Raw genomic sequence first — 15,322 nt, forward strand, 5'->3', positions numbered from 1 at the left:
GTATGTCCGTTTGTGTGCGGTTGTTCGGGTGTCGGAGTGCGGTGGGAAGGCGTAGTGTTCGAGGGCGTCAGCAAGCAGTCACGACCTCGGGAGAGAGAAACGGCATGGACCGCGGGACGGTCGGCAGTGCCCAGTCGGGCCGGCTACTGGTGGAGGTGCGGGACGAGGGCCCCAGTGCCGTCGTGACTCCGGCGGGTGAGTTGGATCATCACACCGCCGATCTGTTGCGCGAGCCGCTGGAGGACTGTCTCGCCAAGGGATTCAACCGGCTTGTCGTCGACTGTTCGCGTCTGGAGTTCTGCGACTCCACAGGGCTCAACGTCCTGCTCGGCGCGCGGTTGAAGGCGGAGGCCGCGGGGGGCGGTGTGCATCTGGTGGCCATGCAGCCCGTAGTGGCTCGCGTGTTCGAGATCACGGGGGCCGAAGCGGTCTTCACCCTCCATGACACGCTTGAGGCCGCCCTGGCCGACGCGACCGGCTGAGCGGGTCCTTGTCCGGCCGGCGAGGGGTCTCGCGCGCCCCCTGGGACAGGGGTTTTCACCCCGTCCGATGTTTCGTGCCGAATACAGGGGTGTTCGGACGGTCCGGTCGGGCAGGAGACCCCCTGAACCGACTGTGTACGACGTACGACTTTGAAACGTGAACTGGTGAATCGGTGAGGTGAAGCGCTGATGAGCACCACCCGGCCCTACTCGCCGGGCGACCGTGGTCCGGAGCCCAGCGGCGCTTCCGGGGCGTCCGAGGGGGACGCGCCCGGGACCGGGGAGTCCGAGGGGGGCGTTCCCGCGGGACAGGCCGCCGTGATCGGCGGGTCCGTGTCCGCGTCCCCGTCTGCTTCCGGGCGCACCTCCACGGCTCCGTCCGCGGGTGGCCGGGGGCGGCAGGTCCGCAGGCTCAGCTTCGACGACCAGAGCGGGGTGGTCCCGCTCGCTCGTGACTTCACCCGCCAGGCGCTGTACGCCTGGGGATGGCTGCCCTCCACCACCGCGGACCAGCGTGCCGCCGCCGAGGACGTACTGCTCGTGGTGTCCGAGTTGGTCACCAACGCCTGTCTGCACGCCGAGGGGCCGGACGAGCTGTGGATCACCTGTGAGAAGAAGGTGATCCGGCTGGAGGTCTCCGACCGGGGCACGGGGCAGCCGGCGCCGCGCACCCCGCACCGCGCCGGGCGTCCCGGCGGACACGGCATGTTCATCGTGCAGCGGCTGTGCCTGGACTGGGGCGTGGTCCGTACGCCGGGGGTCGCGGGCAAGCGGGTGTGGGCGGAGCTGGGGACGCCGGCGTAGGCGTGTGCCTGCGGTGCGGGGGCCTGTGGCGCTCTTCCGGTCTTTTCCCACCCGCCCACCCGTCTCGGTCGGCCGAGGAGTCCCCCTCCTGGGGCTCCGCCCCAGACCCCGGCGCTACCCCCTCACCTCGAACCACAGCAGCTTCCCCGCGCCCCTCGCGAGCAGGTCGTCACCCAGCGACCATCCACCCCACGAGTCCGCGCACGCCCGCACGAGGTGCAGCCCGCGCCCGCCCTCCGCGTCCCCCGGCGGGGCGGGCGTCGTACGGCGCTCTCCCGGCGGTTCCGCGAAGGGCGAGGGAATGTGCGGGTGGCTGTCCCACACCCCGACTCGCAGCCGCCCGTCACTCAGTGCGGTGAGGCGCAGCGAGCACGGTCCGCGGGTGTGCCGGTAGGCGTTGGTGACCAGCTCCGACGTCAACAACTCGACGGTGTCCAGCACTTCGTGCCGCCCGTGCCCGCCGAGGGCGGCCCGTACGGTCATGCGTGCGACGCGTGCGGCTCTCGGGTCGTGCGGCAGGCGGAGGGCGTACGCCCAGGTGTCGGACGGGGATACGGTGCCCATGAAGCAGCCTTTCTGGAGCGAGGGGGTTCGGCTGCCCAACGGCCGCGCCGAGCGGTGGCTGTGCCTGTGGGGTGCGCTTCCGGCTTACGGGGGCGGGAGGTTGGGCGGTGAAGCGAAACTCACCATAGAGGGTTCGATGTGATACTTAACATCGAACAGAGCAAAGGATTTACATTTCCCTCGTGCGAGTGACGCGAGGGAGCGCGCCGTGACGAGAGAAGGACCGTGCCGCCCAGCACCCCGCCCACCTTGCGCCAGCAACGCCTCGGCGCCGAACTCCGCAAGCTCCGTGAACATTCGGGCCTGACCTCGACCGCTGCTGCGGCACTCCTCGGTCTCAAACAGGCGCAGATCAGCAGCATTGAGTCGGGCCGCTATGCCGTGGGCGCGGAGCGGGTGCGTACCCTCGCTCGCGCGTACAGCTCCCCCGACGAAGCACTGGTGGAGGCGCTGGTCGCCATGACGGGCGGCCGCACCCGTGGCTGGTGGGACGACTACCGGGAATATCTCCCGGTTGGCCTGATCGATCTGGCGGAACTGGAACACCACGCGACGGCGCTGCGCGTGGCCCTCCCGCTACACATCCCCGCGCTGTTGCAGACTGCCGATCACGCCCGGGCCATGCTCAGGGAAGCCGTTCCGCCCTTCCGGTCGTACGAGCTCGAGCACCGCCTCTCGTACCGCATCAAGCGGCAGGAGGTCCTCCATCGCGCCGGAGGCATCCCCTACACGGCCCTGGTGCACGAGGCAGCGCTGCGGATGCAGTACGGAGGACCTGACGTCACCCGTGCCCAGCTGCTCCACATCCTCGAACTGAGCGAACAGGGCAACGTGACCGTTCGGGTCATCCCGTACGCCTCGCCTCACTTCCCGGGTAACGGCCAGCCCTTCGACTACGCGGCTGGCCCGGTCCCTCAACTCGACACCGTCCAGTTGGACACCCACCACGGCGGGTGCGAGTTCTTGGACGCGGAGGCCCAGCTCTCGAAGTACCGGACGCTCCTCGACCGCATGGAGACCTGCGCGCTCGATGCCGCCGAGTCCCGCAAGTTCATCGAACACCTCACCCAGAGCCTCTGAAAGGAAGAACGTGCAGCCCCTCACCTGGCGCAAGTCCACCTACAGCCCCGACGGTTCGAACTGCGTCGAGATAGCCACCACCGCGACCGTCACCCTGGTCCGCGACTCCAAGAACCGCGCGGAAGCGCACCTCGCATTCCCCCGCACCGCATGGGCGGACTTCCTCTCGGGCATGGCGAGAGCAGACGCGGAGAGCTGCCCGTAACCCGCAAAGCCTCGTCCCCGAACGCCCGGAGGGCCACCGCGTCCACCCGGACGCGATGACCCTCCGCGGAACAGGACCGCCAGGCCGGATCGGCTCAGCGCACGTCGCCCATGAGTTCCTTGACGCGCTTGCGGTACATCCAGATCGCGATACCGGCGACCACGGCGAGCGTGGCCTCCGCGGCCACGATGCCCGTCTTGTTCAGGTCGACGCCGGCGATGGAGAGCAGACCGGTCGTCGCGTCACCGGCGGTGACGGCCAGGAACCAGACACCCATCATCTGCGAGGCGTACTTCACGGGCGCCATCTTCGTGGTGACCGACAGGCCGACCGGGGAGAGCATCAGCTCACCGCAGGTCTGCACGAAGTAGATCGCCACCAGCCACAGCGCGGCAGCCTTGTGGCCGCCCTCCGCGATGGACAGCGGGGCCAGGAAGAGGAAGAAGGACGCGCCGACCAGGACCAGGCCGAAGGAGAACTTGACGATCGTGCTCGGCTCCTTGCCGCGCCGCGCGAGCGCCAGCCACACCGTGGCGAAGACCGGGGCCAGGGCCATGATGATGACCGGGTTGACCGACTGGAACCAGGAGACCGGGAACTCCCAGCCGAAGACGCGGGTGTCGGTGGAGGAGTCGGCGAAGAGCGACAGGGTCGAGCCGCCCTGGTCGTAGATCATCCAGAAGATGGCCGCGGCGACGAAGAACCAGATGTACGCGGACATCTTCGACTGCTCGGCGCGGTCCAGGTCCTTGTCGCGCTTGATGCGGGTCAGCACCAGCACCGGGATGATCACGCCGAGCAGGGTCAGCGGGACCAGGATCCAGTTCAGGGTGTAGGTGCCGGAGAAGCCGACGATCGCGTAGAAGACGACGGCGAGGGCGGCCCAGAACGCGGCCTTGCGCAGGGTGGAGGTCTTCTCCGCCGCCGACAGCGGCTTCGGGACCACGCTGGAGTGCGGTGCCAGGTGACGGCTGCCGAGCAGGAACTGCACCACGCCCAGACCCATGCCGACCGCGGCGAGCGCGAAGCCCAGGTGCCAGTTGACGTTCTCACCGATGGTGCCGATGATCAGCGGCGCGGCGAAGGCACCGAGGTTGATGCCCATGTAGAAGACGGTGAAGCCACCGTCGCGACGCGGGTCGTCGGGGCCGCTGTAGAGCTGGCCGACCATCGTGGAGATGTTGGCCTTCAGTAGACCCGAGCCGATGGCGACCAGACCGAGGCCCGCGAAGAACGTGCCGGAGGACGGCAGCGCCAGCGTGAGGTGGCCGAGCATGATCACGCCACCGGCGACGGCGACGGTCCTGCGGGGTCCCCAGACACGGTCGCCGAACCAGCCGCCCGGCATCGTGAGCAGGTACACCAGCGAGAGGTACACCGAGTAGATCGCGGTCGCGGTGCCGGCGTTCATGCCGAGACCGCCGGGGGCCACCAGGTAGAGCGGGAGCAGAGCCCTCATGCCGTAGTAGGAGAAACGCTCCCACATCTCGGTCATGAAGAGAGTGGCCAGTCCGCGGGGGTGGCCGAAGAAGGTCTTCTCGGATCCGGGGGTGCCCGGAGAGACCGAGTCCTTCGTCAGGCTGGACGCCATGGTCGATCCTTGCTGGTCGGGACGCGCTCATGAGGCGATGCGCGCCCGGTGGGGGAGGCGGCCGGCACCGGCGGCTCGTCACCCGTCCACCCCACGCCTGAGGGATTCCGCTCCGGATCACGAAGCGGTGGACGGCGGCCACCGGGATCCACGCCTCCGCGCGCGGCACTGCACGCGTTGAGGCCCGGCCACAGGTCATTCCTTTCAAGGCCGGCCGTGGGGGCCGGCCCGCACACAAAAGAGACCCTCAGCGTCGTACTGTCGCCAAAGGGTCCCCTGGGTGCTACAGGCGCTGATTCACCATACGGCAGGACACCGCCCGGTATGGAAGGACTTGAGACGCGGATCACAGGTGATACTGGAACCGCGAACGATCTTTCGAAGGTCCTTCACAGGATGGCACCCCACAGCCGCAGGTTCGTACAGGGGGGTCGGCCGTGGGCCGAGCGGGCAGGCCACGCGGCGGATGCCCGGCTTGTCCGCGGGTGAGAGGCGCTCGGATCGATCACGCCCCGGGCGCTGCTCCGAGCGGACTACCATCAGCTCATGACCCGTGTACTGCTCGCCGAGGACGACGCGTCCATCTCGGAGCCACTGGCCCGCGCACTGCGCCGGGAAGGGTACGAGGTCGAGGTGCGTGAGGACGGACCCACCGCACTCGACGCCGGCCTGCAGGGAGGCATCGACCTGGTCGTGCTGGACCTGGGCCTGCCGGGCATGGACGGGCTGGAGGTCGCCCGCCGGCTGCGGTCCGAGGGCCACGCCGTGCCGATCCTGATCCTGACCGCGCGCGCCGACGAGGTGGACACCGTCGTCGGACTGGACGCGGGCGCCGACGACTACGTCACCAAGCCCTTTCGCCTCGCCGAGCTGCTCGCCCGGGTTCGCGCCCTGCTGCGGCGCGGTTCCGTCGAGCCCCCGCAGCCGCCCGCGACGCACGGTGTGCGCATCGACGTCGAGTCGCACCGTGCCTGGATGGGCGAGGAGGAGCTCCAGCTCACCGCCAAGGAGTTCGACCTGCTGCGGGTGCTGGTGCGCGACGCCGGCCGGGTCGTCACCCGCGACCAGTTGATGCGCGAGGTCTGGGACACCACCTGGTGGTCGTCGACCAAGACCCTCGACATGCACATCTCCTGGCTGCGCAAGAAGCTGGGGGACGACGCGGCGAACCCCCGCTACATCGCCACCGTGCGCGGCGTCGGCTTCCGTTTCGAGAAGAACTGATCTCCGAGAAGAACCGATCTCCGAGAAGATCGCTCCGAGAAGAACCGCTCCGAGAAGAACCGAGCATCGAGAAGAGCTGAGCGCCCGCAGGGGCCTGCCCGGGTAAGAGGACATGCGCCGTCGACTGATCCAGTCCACGCTCGCCGTGGTGCTCATCGTGATCGCCGTGTTCGGCGTCTCACTCGTGATCGTCGAGACCCGTACGATCAGCAGCTCCGCCCAGGAGCGGGTCGATCTGGAGGCGGTGCGGCTGGCCAGCATCGTGGACAGTCGGCTGCTCGGCACCGGATCGGTCGACGCCAAGTTCCTGCGGGAGCAGGTCAGGGACGCCCGGTACGCCGAGATCCGGATCCCCGGCAAGCCGGTCATCGAGGTCGGCAGCCGACCGACCGGCGAGGTCATCCGCGGCAAGGCCACCGGCGAGGAGGGCGAGACCGTCCTCGTCGAGGAGCCGAGCTCCGCGGTGACCCGTGAGGTCGGCCGGACCCTGCTGATCATCGGCCTGGTGGCGCTGCTCGCGGTGATCGCCGCGGTGCTGCTGGCGATCCGGCAGGCCAACCGGCTCGCTTCCCCGCTCACCGACCTCGCCGAGACCGCCGAACGTCTCGGCTCCGGCGACCCACGCCCGAGGCACAAGCGCTACGGCGTCCCCGAGCTGGACCGCGTCGCGGACGTGCTGGACTCCTCCGCCGAGCGCATCGCCCGGATGCTCACCGCCGAGCGCCGCCTGGCCGCCGACGCCTCCCACCAGCTGCGTACGCCGCTGACCGCGCTGTCCATGCGGCTGGAGGAGATCACCCTCACCGACGAGCCGGAAACGGTGAAGGAGGAGGCGACGATCGCGCTGTCGCAGGTGGAGCGGCTGACGGACGTCGTGGACCGGCTGCTGACGAACTCCCGCGACCCGCGCAGCGGCTCCGCCGTCACCTTCGAGCTGGACGACGTCATCCAGCAGCAGATCGACGAGTGGCGCCCCGCCTACCGGAGCGAGGGACGGGCGATCGTCAGCTCCGGCAAACGGCATCTGACGGCCGTGGGCACCCCGGGCGCCGTGGCGCAGGTGCTGGCCGCGCTGATCGAGAACTCCCTGATGCACGGGGGCGGCACGGTTGCCCTGCGGACCCGGGTGACCGGCAACCAGGCGGTGGTCGAGGTCACCGACGAGGGGCTCGGCGTCCCGGCCGACCTGGGGGCGCGGATCTTCGAGCGCGCGATCAGCGGGCGGAACTCGACGGGCATCGGCCTCGCCGTCGCCCGGGACCTGGCCGAGGCGGACGGCGGCCGGCTGGAGCTCCTCCAGAGCCGCCCCCCGGTGTTCGGCCTGTTCCTGTCGCGCACGCCGCCGTCGAAGAAGTCGTCCGGGGACTCGGGGGACACGGTGCGCTAGGCGTACCACTGCGCGTACCACGCGGGGAGGACGGCCCCGGCCCGCCGTCAGCGCTGTGTCGCGGGGGCGCCGTCCGGGGCGCGCAGCGCCGTCGGATCCTCGTGCTCCAGGAAGGTCTCCGCCCGCGTCACCGGCTCGCGGGCCGGCCGTGCGCGGAACACCCAGCTGCGGTACGACCAGAAGCGGAACAGCGTGCCGATGCCGATGCCGAGGAACTTGAAGATGTTGCTCTGCAGCGGGCTGTCCCAGCCGAAGCCGTACGTCGCCGTGTACAGCACGCCGTTCTCGATCACCAGGCCGACCGCGCTGAACAGCAGGAACAGCGACATCTCGCGGGTCCGGCGGCTCTTGTCGCGGTCCCGGTAGGTGAAGTAGCGGAAACCCAGGTAGTTGAAGGCGATCGCGACGACGGTCGCGATGATGCTGGCCCGCACCACGTGGAGGTCGGTCACGTGCCGGATCAGGTTGAAGACGAGGAGGTTGACCAGAACCCCCGCGCCGCCCACCGCGCCGAACTTCACGACCTCGCGGACCAGCCCTTCGATCCGCTGTCGCACGGGGCCGCGCGGTGCCGGGGGGGTGGGTGACGCCGGAGGCGTCGAGGGAGCCGTATGAGCACCCGAGGAACCATGTTCCATGGTTGTGCAGGCCCCCGTCCATCGGTTGGCGTCAATCCGTTCATGCTAACCACCCGGAAGCGCGATCTTCCTGCGGACGGACCAGGCGTGACGGGAACGGCGGCCAGGACCGCCGGGGAAACGGCCGGTAAACAGGTGGGCCCCGCGCGGCCGATACGCTAGGGGGGTGACGTTCCCGGTAGTCGGTATGGTCGGCGGTGGCCAGCTCGCTCGTATGACACACGAGTCGGGCATCCCGTTGGGCATCAGGTTCAAGCTTCTCAGTGACACTCCTCAGGACTCTGCGGCGCAGGTCGTGAACGAAGTCGTCGTCGGCGACTATCGCGACCTGGACACGTTGCGCGAGTTCGCGCGCGGCTGTGACGTGATCACCTTTGATCACGAGCACGTGCCGACCGAGCACCTCAAGGCACTGGAGGCGGACGGCATCCCCGTGCGCCCCGGTCCCGACGCGCTCGTGCACGCCCAGGACAAGGGCGTGATGCGCGCGCGACTCGACGCGATCGGCGTGCCCTGCCCACGGCACCGGATCGTGCGCGATCCGGCCGACGTGGCCGCCTTCGCGGACGAGGGCGACGGTTTCCCCGTCGTCCTCAAGACCGTGCGCGGCGGTTACGACGGCAAGGGCGTGTGGGTGGTGGACTCCGTCGAGGAGGCCGCCGAGCCCTTCCGCGCCGGTGTGCCCGTGCTGGCGGAGGAGAAGGTCGACTTCGTCCGCGAGCTGGCCGCCAACGTGGTCCGCTCCCCGCACGGCCAGGCCGTGGCGTACCCCGTCGTCGAGTCCCAGCAGGTGAAGGGCGTCTGCGACACGGTGATCGCGCCCGCCCCCGACCTCGACGGGACCTTGGCGCTCAGGGCCGAGGAGATGGCGCTCAGCATCGCCAAGGAACTGGACGTCGTCGGCCACCTCGCCGTCGAGCTGTTCCAGACCCGCGACGGCCGCGTCCTCGTCAACGAACTGGCGATGCGCCCGCACAACTCCGGCCACTGGACGATGGACGGCGCGATCACGTCGCAGTTCGCCAACCACGTCCGCGCCGTCCTCGACCTCCCCCTCGGCGACCCGCGCCCGCGCGCCCCGTGGACGGTCATGGTCAACGTCCTCGGCGGTGACTATCCGGACATGTACTCCGCGTACTTGCACTGCATGGCCCGCGACCCCCAGCTGAAGATCCACATGTACGGCAAGGACGTGAAGCCCGGCCGCAAGGTCGGCCACGTCAACACCTACGGCGACGACCTGGACGACGTGCTGGAGCGCGCCCGTCACGCTGCCGGTTACCTGAGAGGGACGATCACCGAATGAACGCGGGAAGCCCGGTAAGCCCGTCGGGTCCGGTCGTGGGCATCGTCATGGGGTCCGACTCCGACTGGCCCGTCATGGAGGCCGCCGCCAAGGCACTCGACGAGTTCGAGATCGCCTACGAGGTCGACGTCGTCTCCGCGCACCGCATGCCGCGCGAGATGATCGCGTACGGCGAGCAGGCCGCCGGCCGTGGTCTGAAGGCGGTCATCGCCGGGGCCGGGGGCGCCGCCCACCTGCCCGGCATGCTCGCCTCCGTCACCCCGCTGCCGGTCATCGGCGTGCCGGTGCCGCTGAAGTACCTCGACGGCATGGACAGCCTCCTGTCCATCGTGCAGATGCCGGCCGGCGTGCCCGTCGCCACCGTCTCCGTCGGCGGCGCCCGCAACGCCGGGCTGCTGGCCGCGCGGATGCTCGCCGCGCACGACGAGGAGCTCCTCGCCCGCATGCGCGAGTTCCAGCAGGACCTGAACGACCAGGCCACCGAGAAGGGCAAGCGGCTGCGCACCAAGGTCGAGGGATCGGCGGCCTTCGGATTCGGGAAGTAGACGCCCATGACCTCATCGGAAGCACAGGACTCACGGAACTCACAGGGCTCGCGGCGCTCGTCGGACGCACTGGACCGGGCCCGGGAGCTGCTGCGCGAGTTCCCCGTCGTCGACGGCCACAACGACCTGCCCTGGGCGCTGCGCGAGCAGGTCCGCTACGACCTCGACGCCCGTGACATCGCCGCCGACCAGTCCGCCCACCTGCACACCGACCTCGCCCGGCTGCGGTCCGGCGGCGTCGGCGCGCAGTACTGGTCGGTGTACGTCCGCTCGGACCTGCCCGGCGCGGTGACGGCGACGCTGGAGCAGATCGACTGCGTACGGCGGCTGATCGACCGCCACCCCGGGGACCTGCGCGCCGCGCTGACCGCCGCCGACATGGAGGCCGCGCGCGCCGAGGGACGGATCGCGTCCCTGATGGGAGCCGAGGGCGGCCACTCCATCGACAACTCGCTCGCCACACTCCGCGCGCTGTACGCGCTCGGCGTGCGCTACATGACCCTCACCCACAACGACAACATCGCCTGGGCGGACTCGGCGACCGACGAGTCCGGCGTCGGCGGCCTGTCGGCCTTCGGCCGCGAGGTCGTGCGGGAGATGAACCGCGAGGGCATGCTGGTCGACCTCTCGCACGTGGCGGCCACGACGATGCGCGACGCGCTGGACACGTCGACGGCACCAGTGATCTTCTCGCACTCCTCCGCGCGTGCCGTCTGCGACCACCCGCGCAACATCCCGGACGACGTCCTGGAGCGGCTGCCCGCCAACGGCGGCATGGCGATGGTGACGTTCGTGCCGAAGTTCGTCCTCCAGGCGGCCGTGGACTGGACGGCCGCCGCCGACGGGAACATGCGCGCGCACGGCTTCCACCACCTCGACAGCAGCCCCGAGGCGATGAAGGTGCACCGCGCCTTCGAGGAGCACACCCCGCGCCCGGTCGCCACGGTGTCGACGGTCGCCGACCACCTCGACCACATGCGCGAGGCCGCGGGCGTCGACCACCTCGGCATCGGCGGCGACTACGACGGCACGCCCTTCACCCCGGACGGGCTCGGCGACGTCTCCGGCTACCCGAATCTGATCGCCGAACTGCTCGACCGCGGCTGGTCCCGGGCCGACCTGGCCAAGCTGACCTGGAAGAACGCGGTCCGGGTACTGGGTGCCGCCGAGGACGTGGCCCGGGGGCTGCGAGCGGCCCGGGAGCCGTCCAACGCCACCATCGAGGAACTGGACGGCTGAGCCGGCCCACCGTCTTCGCCCGGGTGGGGCGCTCGTACCCCGAACGCCCCGCCCGCCAGGAAGGCCTCCCCGCTCCGTGCGACGGTGACCGTAACGCACGACGACCGTACGGAGCCGGCCATGGCAGACCTCCAGGACGACCTGCACACCCGCACCGGAGCCGGCGGGCTCGATGATCTGCCCGTGCCGCCCACCGCCCAGGCCTTCCCGCCGGAGCCCTACGCGCCCGTGTCCGACCCGGACGACGAGCCGCTGGCCCGGGCCCACGCCGTACTGGCCGCCCACCCGGTCGCCGACGGCTACAGCGGTCTGCCCCGGACGCTCAAGCACCTGCCCTGGTACGACCTGGAACTCGGCGAGAGCGCCGTCGACACCGATCTGCCGCGACTGCGCGAGGGCCGTGTGGGCGCGCTGTTCTGGTCGCTGCATCTGCCCGAGGCCGTCGACGGCGACCGGGCGGTCGGCGCGACCCTGGAGCAGCTGGACCTGGTCAAGACGGTGGTGCGGGCCCACCCGGACGGGCTGCGCCTCGCGTACGACGCAGGGCAGGCCATCGATGCCCGCAACTGCGGCCGGGTCGCCGTGCTGCCGGGCCCGGCCGGCGCCGCCGCCCTGGGCGACTGCCTCGGCATCCTGCGCTCCCTGCACGCCCTCGGCCTGCGCGTACTGACGCTGTCCGGGGCGTCCTGGGCGAGCGAGGAGGGACTGACCCGGTTCGGCGAGGAGGTCGTGCGCGAGATGAACAGGCTCGGCGTCCTCGCCGACCTCTCCGGCGCCTGCGCCGACACCATCCGCCGTACCTTCGCCATCTCCAAGGCACCGGCACTGTGCACCCGCTCCGCCGCCCGCGCCCTGCGCCCGCATCCCGCCAACCTTCCCGACGACCTGCTCGTCGAGCTGGGCGCGGCCGGGGGCCTGTGCATGGTGCCGTTGACCGCCGCACAGACCGGTCCGACCGTCCGGGACGTCGCCGACCACCTCGACCACGTCCGCACGGTGGCCGGCCCGCAGAGTGTCGGCCTGTCCGGCACCTACGACGCCGGCACCGCCCATCCGCTGGAGCTCGGCGACGCCTCCTGCTACCCCCGGCTCATCGCCGAGCTGCTGCGACGCGGCTGGGACGAGTCGGACGTGGCCCTGCTGACCTGGGGCAACGTCCAGCGGGTGCTGCGGGGCGCGGCCTTCACCGCACGGGCGGCCCAGCTGCGCCGCGAGCCTTCGACGGCGACGATCGCCGAGCTCGACGGTTAGACGATGGGTACGTGCGGACGCCGACGCGTCACGGGCGTTCGACCCGGCACAGGCAGAACGGGTGACCCGCCGGATCGGCGTACACCATGAAGTCCTTCTTCTCCCGGTCCTCCAGGTCCAGCGGCCGGGCGCCCAGCGCGAGCACCTTCTTGTGCGCCGCGTCCATCTCCTCCCAGGTCGCCCCGCCGTCGAGGTCGAGGTGGAACTGCTGGGCGTCGCGGTCGGAACGCGGCCACCGGGGCGGAGTGAGCTCCGGTACCCGCTGGAAGGACAGCCACGGTCCGTCGGGCACCCGGAGCACCACCCAGTCCGGATACTCCTCCTCGGGCGTGCCGCCCACGACCCGCGCGTAGAAGCGGGCCAGCGCGTGGGGATCGGGACAGTCGAGGACGACTGATCGGAAACGTGCCACGGGTGCCATGGGGGTCCTCCCGGGATGTGCGGTGGGCCGAGTCCGGCTCAGCAGGCGCAGAGGCAGAACGGGTGCCCGGCCGGGTCCGCGTAAACCCGGAAGGTGCGCGTGCGGTCCTCCGCGTCCAGCGGCCTCGCGCCCAGCTCCAGCACGGCCTTCTCCGCCGCGTCCAGGTCCTTCACGTCGAGGTCGAGGTGGAACTGCTGCGAGGCGTCGGGCGCGGGCCACTTCGGCGGTACGAATCCGGGGGCGGCCTGGAACGCCAGAGCCCGCCCGCCCGGCAGCTTCAGGTCGACCCAGTCGCCCTCGCCCTCGACGGTGCCGCCGAGTACGGCGGCGTAGAAACCGGCCAGTGCGCGGGGGTCGGGGCAGTCCAGGACGACGGGGCCCAGTTCGGCGACAGTCATGACTTCCTCCTTGAAGTCCGCGGTTACCCGCAAGACGCGGTAACCGGTAACGATTACCGCATACTCCCTCATTGACGGTAACGTCGCAACCATGAGTGAGAGATCGCCCGCACCGGGAGGCCTGGAGCTGGTCAGGACCCTGGTGAACACGCTGGACGTCGAGACGGGCGCCGACTCGCTGGACTCCGCGGAGGGCCGGGCACCCTTCGGTCTGACGGAGGACGACGTGCCCGCGGCCCGAGACCTGCGCGAGTCCCTGCGCGCGGCCCTGCTCGCCCACGCCGGCCACCCGCCGCACCGCGCGGTGACCCCGCTGGGCGACCTGCTGGCCGGAGCCCCGCTGGTGGTGACGGTCGACACGGGCGACGGCTCCGCCGCCCTCGCCCCGGCCCGGGACGGCTCCCTCCTCGCCCGCGTCGCCGCCGCCGTCGCCGAGGCACTGGTCGCGGGCACCTGGATTCGGCTCAAGGCGTGCGAGGCCGCCGACTGCCACTGGGCGTACTACGACCGCAGCCCGGCCGGACGCGGCCGCTGGTGCTCGATGCAGGTGTGCGGGGCCCGCGCCAAGATGCGCAGGTACCGGGCCAAGGAGGCATGAACCACCCCGGATTCACCGGCCGCCGGGCCGCCCCGTGGTGCAGAATGCGAACGACGCCGGTTCGGCCGACTGAGCCTCGGCCGAACCGGCGTCATCCGCTCGTTCATCGGGCGTTCCTCGGGTACGGAGCGCTACGCGGTCGGACGGCCCATCGCCCGGTACGTCCAGCCGGCCTTGCGCCAGGCCACCGGGTCCAGGGCGTTGCGCCCGTCGAGGATCACCCGGGCCGCCACGGCCTCGCCCAGAGCGTCCGGGTCCAGCTCGCGGAACTCCCGCCACTCCGTCAGGTGCAGGACGACGTCCGCGCCCCGCACCGCCTCCACCGCGGAGTCGGCGTACCCGAGCGTCGGGAACAGCCGTCGGGCGTTCTCCATGCCCTTGGGGTCGTACACCGTCACCTGGGCGCCCTGGAGGTGCACCTGTCCGGCGACGTTCAACGCGGGGGAGTCCCGTACGTCGTCCGAGTCGGGCTTGAAGGTGGCGCCGAGCACCGCGATCCGCTTGCCGAGGAGGGGGCCGCCGCCCAGAGCCTGCCGGGTCAGCTCCACCATCTGGCCGCGCTGGCGCATGTTGATCGAGTCGATTTCGCGCAGGAAGGTCAGCGCCTGGTCGGCGCCCAGCTCACCGGCGCGCGCCATGAACGCCCGGATGTCCTTCGGTAGACAGCCGCCGCCGAACCCGATCCCGGCCCGCAGGAACTTCTTCCCGATCCGGTCGTCGTACCCGATCGCCTCCGCCAGTTTGGCGACGTCGCCGTCGGCGGCCTCGCACACCTCCGCCATCGCGTTGATGAAGGAGATCTTGGTGGCGAGGAAGGAGTTGGCGGAGGTCTTCACCAGCTCGGCCGTCGGGAAGTCGGTGACCACGAACGGCGTGCCCTCCGACAACGGAGTCGCGTACACCTCGCGCAGCAGCCTCTCCGCCCGCTCGCTGCGTACGCCGACCACGATCCGGTCGGGGTGCAGGGTGTCCTTGACGGCGAAGCCCTCGCGCAGGAACTCCGGGTTCCAGGCCAGCTCGGCGTCGTGCCCGGCCGGCGCGTGCTCCGCGAGGTAGGCGGCCAGCCGGTCGGCGGAGCCCACCGGCACGGTCGACTTGCCGACGACGAGCGCGGGACCGGTCAGGTGCGGCGCCAGCGAGGCCAGCGCGGAGTCGACGTACGACATGTCACACGCGTACTCGCCGTGCTTCTGCGGCGTGTTCACACACAGGAAGTGCACGTCCCCGAAGGCCGCGACCTCGGCGAAGTCGGTGGTGAAGCGCAGCCGCCCGCTGGACCCCTCGATCCCGGCGACATGCTTGCCCAGCAGCTCCTCGAGCCCCGGCTCGTACATCGGGACCTGGCCCCGCTGGAGCATCTCGATCTTCTCGGGAACGACGTCCAGGCCGAGCACCTCGAAACCGAGCTCGGCCATGGCCGCCGCGTGGGTCGCGCCGAGGTAGCCGGTGCCGATCACGGTGATCTTGAGGGCCATGGGTGCTCCAGAGGTGTACGGCAAAGGTGCGCGCCCGAGCATATCCGGGACACGCGAGAACCCTTCCGGTCGGCTGTCGTCAAGCTCACCTATCCACGGACGTGGGCGGGGCTC

Annotated in this window: 17 protein-coding genes; 11 read left to right on the forward strand and 6 right to left on the reverse strand. The window is 70.7% G+C overall.

Translation table 11 applies throughout. The features are described 5' to 3' along the window. Nucleotides 1–104: 104 nt before the first annotated feature. On the forward strand, nt 105–482 hold the full coding sequence (locus ABEA26_RS30475; RefSeq protein ID WP_279562730.1) for an STAS domain-containing protein: 378 nt from the start codon (nt 105–107) through the stop codon (nt 480–482). 189 nt (nt 483–671) lie between these two features. Then, nucleotides 672–1,286 (forward strand): ATP-binding protein, encoded by a 615-nt coding sequence (locus ABEA26_RS30480; protein WP_345596608.1) that lies wholly within the window; start codon nt 672–674, stop codon nt 1,284–1,286. Between the two features lie 114 nt (nt 1,287–1,400). Here the strand turns inward: ABEA26_RS30480 and ABEA26_RS30485 are convergent, their stop codons facing one another. Continuing rightward, nucleotides 1,401–1,850, reverse strand: coding sequence for an ATP-binding protein (locus ABEA26_RS30485; RefSeq protein ID WP_345596609.1), 450 nt, complete (start codon nt 1,848–1,850; stop codon nt 1,401–1,403). A 225-nt stretch (nt 1,851–2,075) separates the two neighbouring features. Here ABEA26_RS30485 and ABEA26_RS30490 point away from each other — a divergent pair, with 225 nt between their 5' ends. Together ABEA26_RS30490 and ABEA26_RS30495 are read left to right on the forward strand one after the other, a co-directional pair. After that, nucleotides 2,076–2,930, forward strand: a complete 855-nt coding sequence (locus ABEA26_RS30490; RefSeq protein WP_279562733.1) for a helix-turn-helix domain-containing protein — start codon at nt 2,076–2,078, stop codon at nt 2,928–2,930. A 10-nt stretch (nt 2,931–2,940) separates the two neighbouring features. Beyond that, complete coding sequence (locus tag ABEA26_RS30495; protein WP_345596611.1) at nt 2,941–3,135, forward strand: DUF397 domain-containing protein; 195 nt, start codon at nt 2,941–2,943, stop codon at nt 3,133–3,135. A 94-nt stretch (nt 3,136–3,229) separates the two neighbouring features. On the opposite strand, the gene ABEA26_RS30500 is transcribed toward ABEA26_RS30495, so the two are convergent. Further along, nucleotides 3,230–4,726: an MFS transporter gene (locus ABEA26_RS30500; RefSeq protein WP_345596612.1), complete on the reverse strand. Its 1,497-nt coding sequence runs from the start codon at nt 4,724–4,726 to the stop codon at nt 3,230–3,232. Between the two features lie 546 nt (nt 4,727–5,272). On the opposite strand from ABEA26_RS30500, the gene ABEA26_RS30505 reads away from it, so the two are divergent. Together ABEA26_RS30505 and ABEA26_RS30510 are read left to right on the forward strand one after the other, a co-directional pair. Then, nucleotides 5,273–5,950: a response regulator transcription factor gene (locus ABEA26_RS30505; RefSeq protein WP_345596614.1), complete on the forward strand. Its 678-nt coding sequence runs from the start codon at nt 5,273–5,275 to the stop codon at nt 5,948–5,950. A 112-nt stretch (nt 5,951–6,062) separates the two neighbouring features. After that, entirely contained in the window at nt 6,063–7,337 is a 1,275-nt protein-coding gene (locus ABEA26_RS30510) for an ATP-binding protein (protein WP_345596615.1), read from the forward strand. 47 nt (nt 7,338–7,384) lie between these two features. On the opposite strand, the gene ABEA26_RS30515 is transcribed toward ABEA26_RS30510, so the two are convergent. Next, complete coding sequence (locus ABEA26_RS30515; RefSeq protein WP_345596617.1) at nt 7,385–7,975, reverse strand: GtrA family protein; 591 nt, start codon at nt 7,973–7,975, stop codon at nt 7,385–7,387. 166 nt (nt 7,976–8,141) lie between these two features. Between ABEA26_RS30515 and ABEA26_RS30520 the strand changes: the two genes are divergently transcribed. The 4 genes from ABEA26_RS30520 to ABEA26_RS30535 all read left to right on the forward strand — a co-directional run bounded on the left by ABEA26_RS30520 (nt 8,142) and on the right by ABEA26_RS30535 (nt 12,316). Beyond that, nucleotides 8,142–9,281, forward strand: a complete 1,140-nt coding sequence (locus ABEA26_RS30520; protein ID WP_345596619.1) for a 5-(carboxyamino)imidazole ribonucleotide synthase — start codon at nt 8,142–8,144, stop codon at nt 9,279–9,281. Next, nucleotides 9,278–9,826 carry a 5-(carboxyamino)imidazole ribonucleotide mutase gene (gene purE, locus ABEA26_RS30525; protein ID WP_345596620.1) on the forward strand — a complete coding sequence of 183 codons (549 nt, stop codon included), beginning with the start codon at nt 9,278–9,280 and terminating at the stop codon, nt 9,824–9,826. Before ABEA26_RS30520 ends, purE begins: the two co-directional genes overlap by 4 nt. 6 nt (nt 9,827–9,832) lie before the next feature. Further along, nucleotides 9,833–11,065, forward strand: a complete 1,233-nt coding sequence (locus tag ABEA26_RS30530; protein ID WP_345596622.1) for a dipeptidase — start codon at nt 9,833–9,835, stop codon at nt 11,063–11,065. A 120-nt stretch (nt 11,066–11,185) separates the two neighbouring features. Next, nucleotides 11,186–12,316: a dipeptidase gene (locus tag ABEA26_RS30535; protein ID WP_345596624.1), complete on the forward strand. Its 1,131-nt coding sequence runs from the start codon at nt 11,186–11,188 to the stop codon at nt 12,314–12,316. Nucleotides 12,317–12,344: 28 nt separating this feature from the next. Here ABEA26_RS30535 and ABEA26_RS30540 read toward each other — a convergent pair whose 3' ends face one another. Beyond that, nucleotides 12,345–12,737, reverse strand: coding sequence for a VOC family protein (locus tag ABEA26_RS30540; protein ID WP_345596626.1), 393 nt, complete (start codon nt 12,735–12,737; stop codon nt 12,345–12,347). A 38-nt stretch (nt 12,738–12,775) separates the two neighbouring features. Next, complete coding sequence (locus tag ABEA26_RS30545; RefSeq protein WP_345596628.1) at nt 12,776–13,135, reverse strand: VOC family protein; 360 nt, start codon at nt 13,133–13,135, stop codon at nt 12,776–12,778. Between the two features lie 91 nt (nt 13,136–13,226). Between ABEA26_RS30545 and ABEA26_RS30550 the strand changes: the two genes are divergently transcribed. After that, nucleotides 13,227–13,733, forward strand: coding sequence for a CGNR zinc finger domain-containing protein (locus ABEA26_RS30550; protein ID WP_345596629.1), 507 nt, complete (start codon nt 13,227–13,229; stop codon nt 13,731–13,733). A gap of 131 nt (nt 13,734–13,864) precedes the next feature. Here ABEA26_RS30550 and ABEA26_RS30555 read toward each other — a convergent pair whose 3' ends face one another. Beyond that, nucleotides 13,865–15,208, reverse strand: coding sequence for a UDP-glucose dehydrogenase family protein (locus tag ABEA26_RS30555; protein WP_345596630.1), 1,344 nt, complete (start codon nt 15,206–15,208; stop codon nt 13,865–13,867). Nucleotides 15,209–15,322: the final 114 nt, after the last annotated feature.

The organism is Streptomyces marokkonensis (genome assembly GCF_039539045.1).
In the GTDB taxonomy this organism is placed as follows: Bacteria; Actinomycetota; Actinomycetes; order Streptomycetales; family Streptomycetaceae; genus Streptomyces; species Streptomyces marokkonensis.

What these genes read in the sequence shown, in the direction of transcription:
- ABEA26_RS30475 (WP_279562730.1), top strand. Translation starts at nt 105, where the DNA reads ATGGACCGCGGGACGGTCGGCAGTGCCCAGTCGGGCCGGCTACTGGTG.
- ABEA26_RS30480 (WP_345596608.1), top strand. Translation starts at nt 672, where the DNA reads ATGAGCACCACCCGGCCCTACTCGCCGGGCGACCGTGGTCCGGAGCCC.
- ABEA26_RS30485 (WP_345596609.1), bottom strand. Translation starts at nt 1,850, where the DNA reads ATGGGCACCGTATCCCCGTCCGACACCTGGGCGTACGCCCTCCGCCTG.
- ABEA26_RS30500 (WP_345596612.1), bottom strand. Translation starts at nt 4,726, where the DNA reads ATGGCGTCCAGCCTGACGAAGGACTCGGTCTCTCCGGGCACCCCCGGA.
- ABEA26_RS30505 (WP_345596614.1), top strand. Translation starts at nt 5,273, where the DNA reads ATGACCCGTGTACTGCTCGCCGAGGACGACGCGTCCATCTCGGAGCCA.
- ABEA26_RS30510 (WP_345596615.1), top strand. Translation starts at nt 6,063, where the DNA reads ATGCGCCGTCGACTGATCCAGTCCACGCTCGCCGTGGTGCTCATCGTG.
- ABEA26_RS30515 (WP_345596617.1), bottom strand. Translation starts at nt 7,975, where the DNA reads ATGGAACATGGTTCCTCGGGTGCTCATACGGCTCCCTCGACGCCTCCG.
- purE (WP_345596620.1), top strand. Translation starts at nt 9,278, where the DNA reads ATGAACGCGGGAAGCCCGGTAAGCCCGTCGGGTCCGGTCGTGGGCATC.
- ABEA26_RS30530 (WP_345596622.1), top strand. Translation starts at nt 9,833, where the DNA reads ATGACCTCATCGGAAGCACAGGACTCACGGAACTCACAGGGCTCGCGG.
- ABEA26_RS30535 (WP_345596624.1), top strand. Translation starts at nt 11,186, where the DNA reads ATGGCAGACCTCCAGGACGACCTGCACACCCGCACCGGAGCCGGCGGG.
- ABEA26_RS30540 (WP_345596626.1), bottom strand. Translation starts at nt 12,737, where the DNA reads ATGGCACCCGTGGCACGTTTCCGATCAGTCGTCCTCGACTGTCCCGAT.
- ABEA26_RS30545 (WP_345596628.1), bottom strand. Translation starts at nt 13,135, where the DNA reads ATGACTGTCGCCGAACTGGGCCCCGTCGTCCTGGACTGCCCCGACCCC.
- ABEA26_RS30550 (WP_345596629.1), top strand. Translation starts at nt 13,227, where the DNA reads ATGAGTGAGAGATCGCCCGCACCGGGAGGCCTGGAGCTGGTCAGGACC.
- ABEA26_RS30555 (WP_345596630.1), bottom strand. Translation starts at nt 15,208, where the DNA reads ATGGCCCTCAAGATCACCGTGATCGGCACCGGCTACCTCGGCGCGACC.